This window comes from Kitasatospora setae KM-6054, assembly GCF_000269985.1.
GTDB classification, from domain to species: Bacteria; Actinomycetota; Actinomycetes; order Streptomycetales; family Streptomycetaceae; genus Kitasatospora; species Kitasatospora setae.
Genome location: NC_016109.1, coordinates 1,180,977 through 1,196,182, shown reverse-complemented (window position 1 = coordinate 1,196,182; position 15,206 = coordinate 1,180,977). Strand labels below are relative to the sequence as shown.

Sequence of the window (15,206 nt, the reverse complement as noted above, 5' to 3'; positions counted from 1 at the left end):
AGGGGAAAAGGGGACGACGAGACGGACCACTCCGGCAGCGCTCCTGTGCGCCGGCCCGGTGGCCGTCAGAACCGGGTCTCACCCGGAGATGTCGTCGTCACCCGCCACGTCTGTCCCTCTTCCACGCGATGCCCGCGATACCTGCGCTGTCCGCGACTTCCCGTGCCGCCCGCGATGACCGCGGCACGTGTGCGCACCCGTTGCGCCACCTCCGACTGTAACAGGCGCCCCGGCGGTGCTACTGGAGGCACCAGCGGTGCGGGTGCGCCGGATCGGCCGGGCAGGCGAAGACGTTCAACTCGCCGAACCGGCCCACCTCCACCCCGGTCGGGCACGCCCCCCGGTCCCGGTCCTCCAGCGGCCGCCAACTGCGGCTGCCGCCGTCCCACTCCGAGCTGTCGACGGTCAACAGCAGCTCCATCGCCGCCCCGCAGACCCCGCAGTCCACCGGGTACGGGTCGGTGGCGTGCCAGGACGCGAAACCGCCCGCCCGCCAACCCGGCGGGATCGACAGGTCGTACTGGTAGCCGACCGCCTCGACGCCGGCCGCCCGCGCCGCCGCCTCGTTCGCCTCGTCCCAGGCGTCCAGCCGGGCGCACAACCCCGCCGGCAGCAGCCCGGCGAACCGGTACGTCGCCACCTGCTCCGGGTGCAGCACGCACGGCCGCGGCAGCAGCCGGTCGGTGTCGACCACCAGCGGCTCCGGCCGGGTCCGCAGCACCCGCCCGACCTCCGCCGACCGGCGCCAGCGCAGCAGCAGCTCCGACCCGTACCCGTGCGGGCCGTGCGTGCGGAACGGGCACCACAGCACCTGCAGCAGGTCGCAGCCGTCCGGCCCCGGCCGCAGGTCCGGCACGTCGCGCCGGTACAACTGGGCCAGCGCGATCATCGGGACCGGCGCCAGCGGATCGGGCAGCCGGTGCCGACGGCCCAACTCCTCGAAACGCGCCAGCGCCCGCGCGCTACGGGGCCGGTCCGCGAGGTCCGCCAGCATCCGCCGGCAGTGCCGGACGTCCGCCGGCCGCAGCCCCTCCCCGACCCCGTGGAACGCGCCGCACACCGGCCACGGCTCGTCCGCCGGCCACAGCAGCGGCCCGCCCACCGAACTCTCCGCCACCGTCGGACGGCCCGGACGCGGATGCAGCCGGGTGGTGGTGCCCCGATGGGCGGCCAACTCCGGGAAGAGCGCCTCGACATCGAGCGGGCGCGGCGGCGTGGTCCTGGTCACGGGGAGACCCTAGGCCGGGCCGGACGCCGTGCGCCGCCGCTTTTCCGTCCGGTCGGGAGCGGAGCCGCTTCGGGGGGTGGAGCGGGGAACGGGGTCGGGCACCGCGCCCCGGGCAGGGGGGAGGGCGCGGTGCCCGACGGGTGCCCTGCCGGGTCGGGGTGGGGCCGCCGGGGAGGGGCCCGGACCCGGCAGGGGCGGGAGGGCGCACGGGCGGTGGGGGACGCCCGTGCGCCGGGATCAGGGGGTGCCGGCGGCGGGTCGGCGGTCGCGTGCCATGGTGTCGTTCCCTCCTCCGTCGGTGCGCGCACCCGGGTGCGCACGTATCGGAGACCCCGTCCGACGCCCCGGATAACGGAAATTCCGCGCCGGGCCGGAAATTTCTGTTGGCGGCCACCCCCGCGGACGGTCTCCGGAACGGAGCACACCGCCGCCGCACCCAGAGGAACACGCCCATGCCGCAGACCAGACGCAGTGGACCCGACCCCGCGACGGTGACGGCGGCCCGGGACGGCGACCGGCGCGCGCTGGAGGAACTGGTGGCCCAGAGCCTGCCACTGGTCTACAACATCGTCGGACGCGCGCTGAACGGCCACGCCGACACCGACGACGTCGTACAGGAGACGCTGTTGCGCACCCTCCGCGGCCTGCCCGACCTGCGGGACCCCGCCGCCTTCCGCTCCTGGCTGGTCGCCATCGCCGTCCGGCAGGTCCGCACCCGGCAGTCCGACCGGGCCGCCGCCCTCCACCGCTCCGCCCCGCTGGAGGACGCCGAGGCGATCCCCGACCCCGCCCTCGACTTCGCCGGCCTGACCATCCTGCGCCTCGGACTCACCGCCCAGCGCCGCGAGACCGCCGAAGCCACCCGCTGGCTCGACCCCGACGACCGCGAACTGCTCGCCCTGTGGTGGCTCAAGGAGACCGGCGAACTCGACCAGTCCGACCTGGTCGCCGCCCTCGGCCTCAGCGCCGGCCACACCGCTGTCCGGACCGGCCGGATGAAGAAGCAGCTCGAACTCTCCCGCCTGCTGGTCCGCGCCCTCGCCGCCGAACCCCGCTGCCCCGGCCTTGCCGCCGCCACCACCGGCTGGGACGGCACCCCCGGCCCGCTCTGGCGCAAACGCCTCGCCCGGCACGTCCGCGACTGCCCGCGCTGCACCGAGGAACAGACCGGACTGCTCCCCGCCGAACAACTCCTTTACGGCCTGCCGCTGTTGGCCGTCCCGCCGCACCTCGACCCGGCCCGGATCGTGGCCGCCTTCCGGGGCGGCGGCGGGGTGTCCGGTGGGGTGCGGGCGGTGCTCGCCAAGCCGGTGCTCGGCGGTGCGGCGGTGGCGCTGGCGGCCGTCGCCGTCCTGGTGGGTGCCGAGCTGACGCCGGGGCAGCCGGCCGTCCCGGCGGTCGGCACCGTCGCCCCTGTCGCGCCCGTCGCGCCCGTCGCGCTGCCGACGCCGGAGGGGGCGGCCGTCCCGCCGGGTCCGTCCGCGTCCGGGGCGGTGTCCTCGGTGCCCGCGTCGGTGCCCGCTTCGGTGCCCGCGTCGGTGCCCGCTTCGGTCTCGCCGTCGCCGTCCGCCGTGTCGGCCGCGCCCGTCGTCGCCGCGCCGACGCCGTCGGACGGGGTGGTCGCGTCCGTGCGCAAGGGGGTCGGGGTGTGGCAGTTCGACGGGGTGAGCCAGGCGCTCGCGGCGTCGGGGGCGGGCTGGTACTACACCTGGTCGACGCAGCACCCGGGGATCAGCACGCCGGCGGGGGCGTCGTTCGTCCCGATGGTGTGGGGCGCGGACGCGGTCACCGACGCCGCGCTCGCCCAGGCCCGGGCCAACGGCCCCTACCTGCTGGGCTTCAACGAGCCGGACATGGCCGCGCAGTCGAACCTGACGGTCGAGCGGGCGCTGAGCCTGTGGCCGCAGCTGATGCGGACCGGGCAGGCGCTGGGCAGCCCGGCCGTCGCGTACGGGGCCGACACGCCCGGCGGCTGGCTGGACCGGTTCATGGCGGGCGCCGCCGCGCAGGGCTGCCGGGTCGACTTCATCGCGCTGCACTGGTACGGCGGCGACTTCCGCACCCCGCAGGCCGTCCAGCAGCTGACCGCCTACCTGGACGCGGTCTACCGGCGCTACCACAAGCCGATCTGGCTCACCGAGTACGCGCTGATCGACTTCTCCCAGGGCGTCCGCTTTCCCACCGCGGACCAGCAGGCCGCCTTCGTCACCGCCTCCGCCAAGGCCCTCGACGCGCTGCCCTACCTCCAGCGCTACGCCTGGTTCGGCCTCGGCGCGGACCCGGCGAAGCCCAGCAGCGGCCTGTTCACCGACGGCCGGACCCCGACCGCCGCCGGCCGCGCCTACCAGGCCGCCCGCTGATCCCCGGACCAGCCCTCCCGGTTCCCCGCCGACACCGGACAATGGAGCCGACCGGACGACGGAGCCGGGAGGACACCCGCGAGGAAGGAGCCGGGGCGTGCGCGACGAGCCGCCGCACGGGGTCGTCGAGGGCGGGCTGACCCGGCTCGTGCCGACCGCCGAGGCGGACCTGGAACTGCTCGCCGGGTGGTTCGCCGACCCCGGGTTCGTGCGGTACTGGGGTGGACGGCCGCTCACCCGCGCGGAGGTCGCCGCCAAGTACACGGGCCGGCGCCGCCCCGCCGTCGAGTCCTTCCTGGTCCTCGCCCGGAGCACCGCCGCCCCGGTCGGCTACATCCAGTACGCCGCCGCCGACGGTGGCGGCCCGGAGCGGGGCGGCGGCATCGACCTGGTCCTGCTGCCCGGGGCCCAGGGCGAGGGCCTCGGCCCGGACGCCGCCCGCGCCCTCGTCCGGCACCTCCACACGGAGCTGGGCTGGCGGCGGGTGACCGTCGACCCCGAGGCGTCCAACACCCGCGCCGTCCGCGCCTGGACGAAAGCGGGCTTCCGCTTGGTCGACAGGCGGGGAAGCCGACTGCTGATGGAGTGCCGTCCCGCCCCGGGCCGTCCCGCCCCGGGCCCTGCCGGCTGACCCGGTTCAGCGGTCGGCCGGGCGCGGTGGCGGCGGGCGGAAGCCGCCGAGGTGTTCCTCCAGGAGTTCGGCGAGGCGGAGCGGGGTGCGGTCCTCGTACATCGGGCCGATCAGCTGGACGCCGACCGGGAGGCCCTCGGTGGACGGGCCGGTGGGGACGGCGGTGGCGGGGAGGCCCGGCATGGTGGCGAGGCCGGCCCAGACCAGTTGGTCGAGGTAGCGGTGGTCGGTGCCGGCGATGGTGATCCGGCGGTTCAGCAGGTCCGGGTCCTGGTGGTGCGGGAAGGCGGCGGTCGGGGTGATCGGCGCGACGACGGCGTCGAACTCGGTGAACAGCCGTCGCCAGGACCGCCGGTGGAGTTCGCGCCGGTGGTCGGCGGCCAGCCAGTCGCGGTGGGAGAGCGTCGCGCCGCGCAGCCGCGCGGCGTGCAGGCTGCGGTCGTCCGCGCCCAACTCGGCTGCCAGGCTGCGTACCTGCTCGTACGCGGCGGCGGGGAAGCGGGCGGTGGAGATGGCGAACAGCAGCAGCATGTAGAGTTCGGCGGCCTCGGCGAGGTCGGGCAGCAGCGGGCTGTGCCGGACGACCCGGGCCCCGCCGTCGGCGAGCGCGTCGGCGGTCCGGGCGATGCCCGCGCGGACGTCGGCGCCGGTCGGCAGCAGCGGGTGCTCGTCCAGCACCAACACCCGGAAGCCGTCCAGCCGTTGGTGCCGGGCGGGCGGCAGTGCGGTGGTGTCCGACCGGCCGCGGGTCAGCGGGTCGGGGCCGAGCAGCACGTCGAGCAGCAGCGTCAGGTCGCCGGCCGAACGGGCCATCGGGCCGGCCACGGCGAGTTCGATGTCGGTCGGCAGCGCGGGTCCGGGCGGCGGGCTCATGCCGCGGGTGGGCAGCAGGTGCAGGGTCGGCTTGTGCGCGTGGACGCCGCAGAAGTGCGCGGGGGTGCGCAGCGAGCCGCCGATGTCCGAGCCCAGCGAGAGTGCCCCGAACCCGGCGGCCAGCGCCGCCGCCGAACCGCCGGAGGAGCCGCCCGGGGTGCGGGCGAGGTCCCACGGGTTGTTGGTGGTGCCGTGGATCTCGTTGTACGTCTGGATGTCCCGCAGCCCGAGCGGCACGTTGGTCTTGCCCAGCACCACCGCGCCCGCCGCTCGCATCCGCTCCACCAGCAGCGCGTCCTCCGCCGCCAGGTGCCCGCGGAACTCCGGGTTCCCCCAGGTGGTGGGCAGCCCCACGGCGTCGAACGACTCCTTCACCGTGACCGGAACCCCCAACAGCGGCCGCCGCCGGCCGAGTTCGCCGCGCGCCCCGCCTTCCCCGCCTCTGCCGTGCGCCCCGCGCGCCAGCGCCAGGTCGGCCTCCCGCGCGGCCGCCCTGGCCCGCTCGAAGTCCGGTGCGCAGACCGCGTTCAGCGCCCCGTCCGCCTGCTCGATCCGCTCGATCGCCTGCTCGGTCAGCTCCGTCGAGGTGACGTCCCCGGCGCGCAGCGCCGATGCCAGTTCCCCGGCCGTCGGATAGGTCCATCGCTCCATGGACAGGACCGTACGTGCACCCTCGGAAGGGCACGAAATACCGTTCCGGGCAAGCGAATCGGGGCACGTTCGCGCGGGCGGGGCGCGCTGACGGCGCGCTGACAGCGGGGTGTGGGCGCGCTGTCGGCGGCCGGGCCGAGAGTGGTGGGCGGAGCCGGCCGGAACCGACCGGCGCGGAGCACCCGAACACGGGGGAGAGCACGATGGACGAGACGCTGACCGCGCGGATGCGCGCGTACCTGGCGGCGGGCACGGCGATGGACCTGGCGGCCCTGGAGGCGCTGTACGACGAGGAGTTCGAGAACGTCCGCACCGACGAGGCCGGCCAGGTCGCGGTGCTGACCAAGGCGCACTTCATGGCCCGCTTCCGCGCCCTCGCCGAGCAGGGCCGCTCGGTCGGCGAGGGCGGCACCGAGGACGTCCGCTTCCTGTCCGCCGCCCGGCACGGAGATCAGGGCACCGTCGTCATGTACCGCTGCGAGGACGGCGTGCCGGCCCGCTACGTCTTCGTCTGGCGCTGGTCCGACGGCCGATGGTCCACCCTGGTGCGGGAGTTCACCTTCGAGCGGGACGTCACGCCGCTCCTGCGGATGCTGGCCGCCGCGAGCCGCGGCGGTGGTGGAGGCGCCGGGTGACCGATCGGCGGCTCGGTGCGCGGCGGCCGATCGGCGGCCCGCCGCCTCGCCGGGCACCTCGGGAACGGGCGGTCACCCGAGGGGCTCCGGCGGCTTCCTCAGAGGTTGGTCTGGCCCTTGCGCAGCGGCAGCAGGCGCTCCTGGGGGCCGTTGCCGTCCTGCCAGTGCAGCCGGACGGTGAACCGGCGGTCGCCGCGGTGGTCGGCGCCGGTGGGGAGCCAGGGGAGGGGGTAGCGGCCGTCGCGGTCGATCCGGGGCAGCGGGAACTCGTCCGGACCGAGGTCGGCGAGCTCGACCGGATCGCCTTCGGCGGCCGCGAGTTCGATGCGTACGGCGGTGGCGGGGGCGGGGCCGCGGTTCCAGATCACCAGGTGGTAGCCGGCTTCCCGGATCGTGCCGTCGGGGAGCTTCACCCGGGCGAACTCCGCGGTCCGGTGGAAGTACGCGGTGACCTCGGCGGCCCGGGACTCCCGCCCCCGGCTGCGGTGCTGCTGGTACGCGGTGGCGGCGGACAGGGCCAGCGCGGCCAGTGCGATCACGGTGCCCAACCAGGCGTTCATGCGGACGGATCCCCCTCTGTGCTGTGCTCGTCGTCCGGCGTTCCCGGGCGACCGACCCGCTCAGCGTAGGGGCGGGCCGGTAGTGGCGGTGGCAGCGGCCGTGCTGGTCAGGGGAGTTCGTCGAGCGGGTGGGCGTCCGGGGGCGGGGCGGGGGAGTGCAGGCGGCGGAGGAAGGCGAGGACTCCGGTGGTGCCGGTGGCGTGGCCGGGGGACTGGCGGACCAGGCCGGCGTCGGGGAAGGCCGGGCGGTCGGCGGGGCCGGCCGAGCGGGCCAGGACGAGGGCGGCGACGGTGTGCGCGGCTTCGTGGAACTCCGGCGCGCCGGGGGCGAGTCGGAGCATCAGGTCACCGACTCCGGCGAGGCCGCAGCACTGGGTGACCAGGGGCATCCGCGGCGCCAGCACGAGGCAGGCGCGGGCGCAGTCCTCGGCGAGGGCACGGTGGGCGGGGTCGCCGAACCGTTCGGCGGCGCCGGCCAGGACGGCGCCGATCCCGGCCAGGCCGCGGCACCAGGAGCCGTAGCGGCGGGTGGCGTCCGGGCGGCCGGCGGCGGTGAGCAACGCGGGTGTGGCGGCGGCGAGTTGCGCACAGGCCCGGAGGGCGTGGCGGTCCGAGAGCGGGTCGCCGGTGGCGTGGGCGTGGGCGAGGAGGAAGTGGGCGACGCCCGCGTCGCCGTGGGCCAGGCCCAGGGTGAGCGCGGCGTCGCCGGCCCGCGCAATGACGGGCGGCGTCAACTTGGCTGTTCCGTTGATGAGTTGGTCGCGGCAGGCGGTGGCGGTGGCCAGGTGCCGGGCGGCGGCGGCCGGGTCGGCCCGGGCGAGCAGCAGATGGCCGAGGCCGAGGCCGGCGGCCCCGTCGATCAGGTCGGCCTCCGGCGGCCCGCCGTCCGCGCGGCGGGCCGGCGGTGAGTCGGTCGCGGCCTCCCACGCCGGTGTTCCGGCGGCGGCCAGGAACAGGTCGACACCGGCCCGTCCGCAGTACAACCCGGCCGGGAGGGTGCGGTGTTGGCGTGCTGTCCAGTCGGCGAGCGCCGCGACGGCGGCGGGCACGCCGGGCCGGTGCAGGTGCCGGACGAGCTCCAGTCCGAGCCCGGAACTCCCGCCGTACACGTCGAGCGGCGTGGGAACGCCGCCCCGGTCGGCCCGCACCGGATCGGCGATCCGGTGCGCCTCGGCGACGCAGTACGCGACGGTGTGCTCGACGATTTCGGCCAGTCGGTCGGGCGGGAGCGGCACGGCCCTGGCACGCGGGGCGAACGCGGGGGTGGAGTGCGGGCCGTAGTGCGGGCCGTAGTGCGGGCCGTAGTGCGGGCCGGGTTCCGGTGTGGAGCGCGGGGCGAAGTCCGTTGGGCGGGAAGGGAGTCGGTCGAAGGCGGCGGGGCCGCCGGCGCGCAGCCGCTCCGCGCCGAGGAGCCGGATGCCGGGGTCGGGGTCGGTCAACTCGGCTACCAGGGTGCGCAGTCGGTGGTGCGCCGAGCCGGGGAGGGCGAACTCCAGGCAGGCCAGGGTGCGTTCGCGGTTGACGGCGTGGTCGGCGTCGAGCACGACCGGGTCGAGGCCGGTGGCGGCGAAGTACAGGGTCATGCCGAGGGTGTGGTGGTCGTCGGCGGCGAGCGGCGCGGCGCCGGGCCGGTGGACGGGGGCGCTGTAGCCGGGCGTCGAGCCGTCCGGGCCGCTGCCGTGCCGGGCGCTGATGCCGAAGTCGACGAGGTGGCAGTCCCCTTGGGAGTCCAGGACGATGTTGTCCGGCTTGAGGTCGCGCACCACCACGCCCCGCCGGTGGATCCCGTCCAGGACGTGCAGCAGGCGGACGGCGAGCGGGCCCGGGGCGGCGAGCGGGCCGCGCAGGTGCACCTCGCGGCGCAGGTCGCGGCTGCCGCGGTCGTCGGTGACCAGGTACTCGTCGGCGCGGTGGCGGAAGTAGTCGAGGGCGCGCGGGACGCCGGGGAGGCCGTCGAGCGCGGTGAGGACGGCGTGTTCGTTGCGGAGGCGGTCGCGGGCGTCGGAGCCGTCGGTGTCCTCGGCGACGTGGGCGCGGGCCTGCTTGACCACCACGGCCAGCCCGGTCTCCCGGTCCACCGCGCGGTAGACGTTGCCCTGCGCCTTGCGGGCGATCCCGCCGGTCACCCGGTAGCGCCCGCCGCCGAAACCGGTGGGGGCGGCCGTGGAGCTCTCGGACGAGGTGGCGGAGGGCGCGGGGGCCGGGCGGGCGAACGGGTCCTCGGCCCACGGCGGGCAGCGGTACGCGGTGCCCGCCAGGCCGTCGAAGAGGCGCCCGTCGGGCCCGGTCATCACGGATTCGAGGCGCCCGCTGCGGCCGGTCCGGTAGTCGCCGGTGAACGGCCCGTACCGGTAGTAGACCGGCGCGTCGGGGTCCAGGCGGCGGTCGCCGGTGATCGGCGGGCCCTGGTGGCCGCGTAGGGTGGCGGCCAACTCGGCCGCGAGCGGCAGGAGTTCGTCCGGGGCCGGGTAGACGGTGACCGCCTTGCCGACCGAGGTGGCGTTGCGCGTACCGGAGTTGAGGATCCGCAGCACCTCGGGGTCGCGGGCCCACTTGGCGTGGCAGACGTGCCGGGCCAGCACCGGCAGGACGAGGGCGAGGACGGCGTCCAGGGTGCCCGGGCGGGCGGAGACGTGCAGCTTCCAACCGTGCTCCATCGCCGGCATCCGCGGATCGTTCAGGTACGACCAGGTGTCGTCGGACCAGGGGCGGCGACCGGCGATGGGCCCGGCCACCGTCAGGAGTTGAAGTCGCAGCCGACGCGGGTGGTCGCGGTGACCCACGGGTCGGCCAGACAGGCCGTGGGGTCGAGGTCGGTGCGGTCGTCGTCCTCGAACAGCAGGGTCTCGTCGTCCACGGCCAGCGGGCCGGCGTCGCGGATCGCGGTGGGGGTGGCAACGGGCATGTGACGCCTCCAGGTCTTGTCGAGGTCTTGTCGCGCCTCCGGCGCCGCCGCGGGTTCGCGGTCGGCGCCGTGGACCGCTGGGCCCGGTCGGGCCGAAGTCCTGGAGCATGAAGGTAGGCAGGAACGGTGCACCTGACAAGGGGGCGGACGGGCCGGTTCCGCACCGCCGGCGGAAGGCCGGCTCGGATCGTTCGCTGACCTGGTCTTCCACCCTCCACTCTCTCCCGTGGCCTTCGGCCTTCAGAGCCGGAAGGGGTTGCCGCCCAGTGCGCCGAGCACGTACCAGGCGGTCGCGCCGGTGTGCGACGGGGCGCGGCGCGGTGCGGGGCGAGTCGATGCCTCCGGTCCGCGAGGGCCGGGCGGTCGACGTTTCGTCCGATTGCCGTCCCTGGCGTTCCCCGGGCGGCGGTCACCAGCTTTCCCGCGCGTCGGCCTCGCCGGAAGGCGTTCCGGCTGTCACCTGTCGGACTGGCTGGAACCGGACGGAATTGCATGGGCACGTCATGAATGCCGAGGGGGTGGCCCCCAGCGCGTGGCCGGAGAACCGCGCCGGGCAGCTCGGGGGCGGCTCGGCAGCATGCTGTCCGTGGCCGACGTCAACGAGGCCGCGGCCGCCGGTCGTCGAGCCGTCCGAGACCCGGTTACCGCAGGTCGGGGCGGGGGAGGCGGTCGGTCCAGGCACGCTGCTCGGCGGTGTCCGGCACGGCGAGGCCGCGGGCCCGGCCGATCCGCGCCCACGCGTCGTCCGGGTCGGCCCCCGAGCGGATCAGGACGGACGCGGCCAGCAGCGAGGAGCGCCCGATCCCGGCCCGGCAGTGCAGCACGACGTGCCCGCCGGCTGCCAGTCGCCGCGCCAACCCGTCCACCACCGGGAGGACTTCGGCCGGCGCCGGCACCGAGAGGTCCGGGATCGGTACCGACGTGAACCGCAGCCCCGCCGCCCGGGCGCACTCGGCCTCCGCCGTCAGCCCGAGCTCGGCGCACTCCGCCGGGGTGAGCGCGCTGACCAGCTCGTCCACCCCCGCCGCCGCCAGCCCGGCCATCTCCTCGGCCAGCCAGTCGCCGCCGCGCGGCCGGGCCATGGTGCTGAGCCGGCCCGGTCCGGGCCGGTCGATCGTGAACAGGGTGGGACGCATGGCGGGAGCCGACCTCCGGACGGGGTGGGGTGTTCGGCCGTGCGGAAGGGCATCGGCCGGTGCGCGGTGCGCGGTGCGCGGTGGTGTGCGGGGCGCGGTGCCGGCCCGGCGGTCGGCAGGACAGCGGACCGGGGCCCCGGCGGCGGGGAACGGCCGGCCGGCCGGACGGGCGCGCGCGGACGAGCGGGCGGGCGCGGCACGGTGGCGGGCGGTGCACCGAGGCTAGCACCACCCGCCGGGCGCCAGGGGAAACCCCCGGCCCGGCCCCTCCGGCCGGTTCAGGACCGGGACGTGCCGAGGAAGCGCAGCACGGCCAGGACGCGGCGGTGGCCGGTGTCGGCGACCGGGAGGTCGAGTTTGGCGAAGATGTTGTTGATGTGCTTGGCGACGGCGCTCTCGCTGATCGTCAGGGACTCCGCGATGCCGGTGTTGGAGTGCCCCTCCGCCATCAGGGCCAGGACGTCCCGTTCGCGGGGGGTCAGCCGCTCCAGCGGGTCGTTGCTGCGGCGCAGCAGCAGTTGGGCGACGACCTGCGGGTCCAGCGCGGTGCCGCCGCCGGCGACCCGGCGGACCGTCTCGACGAACTCGGTGACGTCGGCGACGCGCTGTTTGAGCAGGTAGCCGACGCCGCTGGTGTCGGCGGACAGCAGGTCGGCCGCGTAGCGCTCCTCGACGTACTGGGAGAGCAGCACCACCGCCGTCCCCGGCCGGCTGCGGCGGATCTCCAGGGCGGCGCGCACTCCCTCGTCGGTGAAGGAGGGCGGCATCCGGACGTCCACCAGGGCGAGTTCGGGGCGGTGCCGCTCGACCGCCGCCAGCAGGGCGGTCGCGTCGCCGGCCTCCGCGACGACCTGGAAGCCGCCCATCTCCAACACCTTGACCAGGCCGACCCGGAGCAGCACCGAGTCCTCGGCGATCACCGCGCGCACGGCAGCTCCGCGGTCACGGTGGTGGGGCCGCCGACGGGGCTGCTGACGTGGAAGGCGCCGTCGACCGCGCCGACCCGTTTGGCCAGCCCGCCGAGCCCCGTCCCGGCGGAGGGGTCGGCGCCGCCGAGGCCGTCGTCCGTGACGTTCACCCGCAGCAGCGCGCCGACCTGTCTGACCGTCACCTCGGTGCGGGTCGCCCCGGCGTGCTTGATCACGTTGGCCAGGGCCTCGGAGACCACGAAGTACGCCACCGACTCCACGCCGGGCGGCACTCGCGCGTCGAGTTCGACCCGCAGGCGCACCGGCAGCGGGAGCCGGGCGGCCAGGCCGGACAGGGCCGCGTCCAGCCCGCGGTCCTCCAGCACGGCGGGGTGCAGCCCCCGGACCAGGTCGTTGAGCTCGGCGATCGCCTGCTTCGCCTCCAGGTGGGCCTCGGCGACCGCCGCGCGGGCCCCGTCCGGCAGGTCGGGGGTGGTGGCCAGGACCAGGCCGAGGTTGACGGCGAGCGAGACCAGCCGCTGCTGGGTGCCGTCGTGCAGGTCCCGCTCGATCCGGCGGCGCTCGGCGTCGACCGCCTCGATCAGGCCGGTGCGGCTCTCCGCCAGGTGGTCGACCCGCTGCTGGAGCCGGCGGAGCCGCTCGGACCGGCCGGGGCCGAGCAGGGCCGCCGCCGCGCGCGACTCGCCCCGGGCGGCCGCGCCCGCCAGCCAGGGCAGGGCGCCGAGCAGGAGCAGCCCGCCCAGCGTGTAGCACGGCAGCTGCGCGGCGTACCCGAGCCGGCTCTGGCGGGCCTGCGCGGGCACCGCCCAGGCCCAGCCGTAGGAGGTGGCGCCCGCCAGGCCCGCGGCCGCGGCGGTCAGGACCAGCGACTCCGCGGCGGCCAGCAGCGGGCCGAGCAGCAGGTGGTAGCCGACCCGGCGCCAGGTCTGCGCCGCGGACAGCCGGCCGGGCAGCCGCCGGGCCGCGGCCGCCCACGACGTGCGGTCGGCGGCGGTGGGCGCCGTCGGGGCGACGTCCACCCCGAGCAGGACGCGGTGGCGGGCCCGCTGGGCGGCCGTCAGCAGCGGGGCGCCGAGCACGACCAGGGGCGCCGCCACCAGCAGGGCCGGTATCCACTGCCCCGTCCGGTCGGCGAACGTCCAGGCCCAGGCCCACACCGGCACCAGGGCCAGGTGCGGCAGGACGCCGGTGGCCAGGAAGCCGACGTCGCGCCGCACCCGCCGCGCTCGGAGTACCGGGCGCCTCAGCCCGGGTCGAATCATCACGGCTCGACGGTAGGACACCGCCGCGACAGCGCGCCATGAAGCCCGCACCCGACTTCATGGTGAACCCAGCACCACCCCGCCCCACCACCCCGCCCACCCCGCCCACCTCGGACGCAGCCCCGCCCACCGAACCGCGCGGTTGGGGTGTCACGGCCGTCACCGGGGGAAGTACGGGGGCATGCGGACGAAGCCGACCTCTTGGGCCAGGGCACTGGCGGAACACGAACTCGCCGGCCCGCTGCCCCGCCGCTGGGCGCACACCCGGGGCGTGGCGGAGCGGGCCGGCCGCCTGGAAGGGGTTCTAGGTCGGAAAGCCGGCCTCCTCGTCCGTGCCGCCCTGCTGCACGACATCGGCTACGCGCCGAGGTTGGCGGCCACGGGGTTCCACCCGCTCGACGGCGCGCGGTTCCTCCGTGACGCCCACGGGGCGGACGATCAGCTCACGCGGCTGGTGGCGAACCACTCGTTCGCGCTGCTCGAAGCGGAGGAGCGTGGCCTTCGGGAGGTACTGGAGGCCGAGTTCCCGCTGGTGGAGGACCAGCGCTTGGTCGACGCCCTGGTGTGGTGCGACATGACGACGACGCCCGACGGGATCCCGACCACGGCCGAGGCGCGCGTGGCGGAGATCCTCGGCCGCTACGGGGCGCAGAGCGTGGTGGGGCGGTTCGCCCGCCGGGCGTCGCCGGAGATCCTCGCGGCCGTGGCGCGGGTGGAGGCGGCGTCGCCGGTTCAGCCCAGGTAGGGGTAGGTGCCCGCGAGGTAGTCGCTGATCTGCTGGCGCATGCTGGGGTGGATGTCGTACTGGTCGAGGTCGGCGGGCCGGACGAAGCGGACGCCGTCGGCCTCGTCGTTGATCGTGGGTTCGCCGCCGACGGGGCGGCCGATGTAGGTGTTCTCGTACTGCTGGCGGATCTCGCCGTCGGCGTAGGCGACGATGTGGTGGGGGTTGGTGTAGACGCCGAGGAAGCCGGTGATCTCGGCGACGATGCCGGTCTCCTCCAGGCACTCGCGGACCGCGCACTGGGCGGCGGTCTCCCCGATGTCCTGGGCTCCGCCGGGTAGTGCCCACTGGCCCGTGTCGCGGCGGCGCTGCAGCAGGACGGCGCCGGAGTCGTCGACGACGAGCAGGTTGCTGGCGGGGACGAGGGTGTTGGCCTTGGGAGCGTTCGGGTCGTTGTAGTACTCAGTCCTGCCCATGCGCGGCGATCCCCTCCTGGTCGGGCGTCCAGGGCCGCGCTCGGGCCCAGACCGCTTCGAAGCCCTGAGCGTAGTTGTCGAACCAGCCGCTGGTGTCCACCCGCTTGAGGTGGAGCAGGGGGTTGGCGCTGGCCGGCCGGCCGTAGATGTGGGAGTTGACCAGCAGGTCGTCGTCGTAGCGGAAGAGGGAGTTGTACAGCGTGGTGTCGTGAAGCCGTACCTCGCACCCCTCCTCCGTGAGCAGGGAGCGGTAGTAGGTGAGGGAGGCCCGGATCTTGGCGGCGAGGGTGTCGCCGATGCCTTCCTCCCGCCCCCGGACGGAGGCGGTCCGTCCGCTCGGGTCACCGAAGCACAGCCGGACCCGGACGCCGTCGGCAGCCCGTTCGGCGAGCATCTCGGCGACGTGCGGATTGGACTGCGCGAAGAACGTCCCGGAGAAGACCAGCACGTCGATCCGCTGCCGGGCCTCCTGCAGCAGGGTCAGCCAGGTCTCGCGGGGCACACTGGCCCGGTTCCGGTAGGTGCCGACGAGTTCGGCGCCCGCCCCGCCCGGCCCCAGACCCGCCCGGGGCAGTGGGTCCGGCCAGAGGAAGGCCTCCTCCACGCGCAGGAAATGGGCGGCGCGGAAACGGTGCCTCGGATGGGGCACCCGTCCGCCGAGCCAGCGGCCGACGGTCTTCGGGTCCACCGCGCAGGCTTCGGCGAGCGCCTCGGGGCCGACGCCCCGCCGGGCCAGCACGGAGTGGAGTCGCTCGTTCACGGAGACCATCCAAGCGGGGCCGGACGGGACGGTGCAAGGAGGCCGCCGGGCGTTCGGGCGGAGCTGACGGCCCGAC

The 15,206-nt window shown here is 75.9% G+C and carries 14 protein-coding genes; 4 read left to right on the top strand and 10 right to left on the bottom strand.

Annotation, left to right across the window (positions count from 1 at the left end):
• Window positions 1-238: 238 nt before the first annotated feature.
• The gene (locus KSE_RS05225) at window positions 239-1,228 is read right to left on the bottom strand and encodes a hypothetical protein (RefSeq protein WP_014134229.1); all 990 of its coding nucleotides are present in this window, start codon (window positions 1,226-1,228) and stop codon (window positions 239-241) included.
• Window positions 1,229-1,680: 452 nt separating this feature from the next.
• Here KSE_RS05225 and KSE_RS05220 point away from each other — a divergent pair, with 452 nt between their 5' ends.
• Both KSE_RS05220 and KSE_RS05215 read left to right on the top strand, forming a co-directional pair.
• Window positions 1,681-3,588, top strand: coding sequence for a sigma-70 family RNA polymerase sigma factor (locus KSE_RS05220; RefSeq protein WP_014134228.1), 1,908 nt, complete (start codon window positions 1,681-1,683; stop codon window positions 3,586-3,588).
• Between the two features lie 97 nt (window positions 3,589-3,685).
• Entirely contained in the window at window positions 3,686-4,219 is a 534-nt protein-coding gene (locus KSE_RS05215; RefSeq protein ID WP_014134227.1) for a GNAT family N-acetyltransferase, read from the top strand.
• Between the two features lie 6 nt (window positions 4,220-4,225).
• Here the strand turns inward: KSE_RS05215 and KSE_RS05210 are convergent, their stop codons facing one another.
• Entirely contained in the window at window positions 4,226-5,743 is a 1,518-nt protein-coding gene (locus KSE_RS05210; protein WP_014134226.1) for an amidase, read from the bottom strand.
• A gap of 203 nt (window positions 5,744-5,946) precedes the next feature.
• Here KSE_RS05210 and KSE_RS42705 point away from each other — a divergent pair, with 203 nt between their 5' ends.
• The gene (locus KSE_RS42705; RefSeq protein WP_014134225.1) at window positions 5,947-6,378 is read left to right on the top strand and encodes a DUF4440 domain-containing protein; all 432 of its coding nucleotides are present in this window, start codon (window positions 5,947-5,949) and stop codon (window positions 6,376-6,378) included.
• Window positions 6,379-6,476: 98 nt separating this feature from the next.
• Here KSE_RS42705 and KSE_RS05200 read toward each other — a convergent pair whose 3' ends face one another.
• The 6 genes from KSE_RS05200 to KSE_RS05180 form a co-directional block, all read right to left on the bottom strand.
• Complete coding sequence (locus KSE_RS05200) at window positions 6,477-6,938, bottom strand: hypothetical protein (RefSeq protein ID WP_014134224.1); 462 nt, start codon at window positions 6,936-6,938, stop codon at window positions 6,477-6,479.
• Window positions 6,939-7,045: 107 nt separating this feature from the next.
• Window positions 7,046-9,673, bottom strand: coding sequence for a class IV lanthionine synthetase LanL (gene lanL, locus KSE_RS43555; protein ID WP_014134223.1), 2,628 nt, complete (start codon window positions 9,671-9,673; stop codon window positions 7,046-7,048).
• A gap of 2 nt (window positions 9,674-9,675) precedes the next feature.
• The gene (locus KSE_RS43305; protein ID WP_014134222.1) at window positions 9,676-9,843 is read right to left on the bottom strand and encodes an SflA family class IV lanthipeptide; all 168 of its coding nucleotides are present in this window, start codon (window positions 9,841-9,843) and stop codon (window positions 9,676-9,678) included.
• A 641-nt stretch (window positions 9,844-10,484) separates the two neighbouring features.
• The gene (locus KSE_RS05190; RefSeq protein WP_014134221.1) at window positions 10,485-10,979 is read right to left on the bottom strand and encodes a protein-tyrosine phosphatase family protein; all 495 of its coding nucleotides are present in this window, start codon (window positions 10,977-10,979) and stop codon (window positions 10,485-10,487) included.
• A gap of 278 nt (window positions 10,980-11,257) precedes the next feature.
• Window positions 11,258-11,908 carry a response regulator transcription factor gene (locus KSE_RS05185; protein ID WP_014134220.1) on the bottom strand — a complete coding sequence of 217 codons (651 nt, stop codon included), beginning with the start codon at window positions 11,906-11,908 and terminating at the stop codon, window positions 11,258-11,260.
• On the bottom strand, window positions 11,896-13,125 hold the full coding sequence (locus KSE_RS05180) for a sensor histidine kinase (RefSeq protein WP_014134219.1): 1,230 nt from the start codon (window positions 13,123-13,125) through the stop codon (window positions 11,896-11,898). Before KSE_RS05180 ends, KSE_RS05185 begins: the two co-directional genes overlap by 13 nt.
• Before the next feature lie 226 nt (window positions 13,126-13,351).
• Here KSE_RS05180 and KSE_RS05175 point away from each other — a divergent pair, with 226 nt between their 5' ends.
• Window positions 13,352-13,915 (top strand): HD domain-containing protein, encoded by a 564-nt coding sequence (locus KSE_RS05175; protein WP_033257838.1) that lies wholly within the window; start codon window positions 13,352-13,354, stop codon window positions 13,913-13,915.
• Here the strand turns inward: KSE_RS05175 and KSE_RS05170 are convergent.
• Both KSE_RS05170 and KSE_RS05165 read right to left on the bottom strand, forming a co-directional pair.
• Window positions 13,903-14,370 carry an NUDIX hydrolase gene (locus tag KSE_RS05170; protein ID WP_014134217.1) on the bottom strand — a complete coding sequence of 156 codons (468 nt, stop codon included), beginning with the start codon at window positions 14,368-14,370 and terminating at the stop codon, window positions 13,903-13,905. The two genes, KSE_RS05175 and KSE_RS05170, sit on opposite strands and share 13 nt — an antisense overlap.
• On the bottom strand, window positions 14,357-15,130 hold the full coding sequence (locus KSE_RS05165; protein ID WP_193365916.1) for an XRE family transcriptional regulator: 774 nt from the start codon (window positions 15,128-15,130) through the stop codon (window positions 14,357-14,359). Before KSE_RS05165 ends, KSE_RS05170 begins: the two co-directional genes overlap by 14 nt.
• Window positions 15,131-15,206 lie beyond the last annotated feature (76 nt).

What these genes read in the sequence shown, in the direction of transcription:
- KSE_RS05220 (WP_014134228.1), top strand. Translation starts at nt 1,681, where the DNA reads ATGCCGCAGACCAGACGCAGTGGACCCGACCCCGCGACGGTGACGGCG.
- KSE_RS05210 (WP_014134226.1), bottom strand. Translation starts at nt 5,743, where the DNA reads ATGGAGCGATGGACCTATCCGACGGCCGGGGAACTGGCATCGGCGCTG.
- KSE_RS42705 (WP_014134225.1), top strand. Translation starts at nt 5,947, where the DNA reads ATGGACGAGACGCTGACCGCGCGGATGCGCGCGTACCTGGCGGCGGGC.
- KSE_RS05200 (WP_014134224.1), bottom strand. Translation starts at nt 6,938, where the DNA reads ATGAACGCCTGGTTGGGCACCGTGATCGCACTGGCCGCGCTGGCCCTG.
- KSE_RS43305 (WP_014134222.1), bottom strand. Translation starts at nt 9,843, where the DNA reads ATGCCCGTTGCCACCCCCACCGCGATCCGCGACGCCGGCCCGCTGGCC.
- KSE_RS05190 (WP_014134221.1), bottom strand. Translation starts at nt 10,979, where the DNA reads ATGCGTCCCACCCTGTTCACGATCGACCGGCCCGGACCGGGCCGGCTC.
- KSE_RS05175 (WP_033257838.1), top strand. Translation starts at nt 13,352, where the DNA reads ATGCGGACGAAGCCGACCTCTTGGGCCAGGGCACTGGCGGAACACGAA.
- KSE_RS05170 (WP_014134217.1), bottom strand. Translation starts at nt 14,370, where the DNA reads ATGGGCAGGACTGAGTACTACAACGACCCGAACGCTCCCAAGGCCAAC.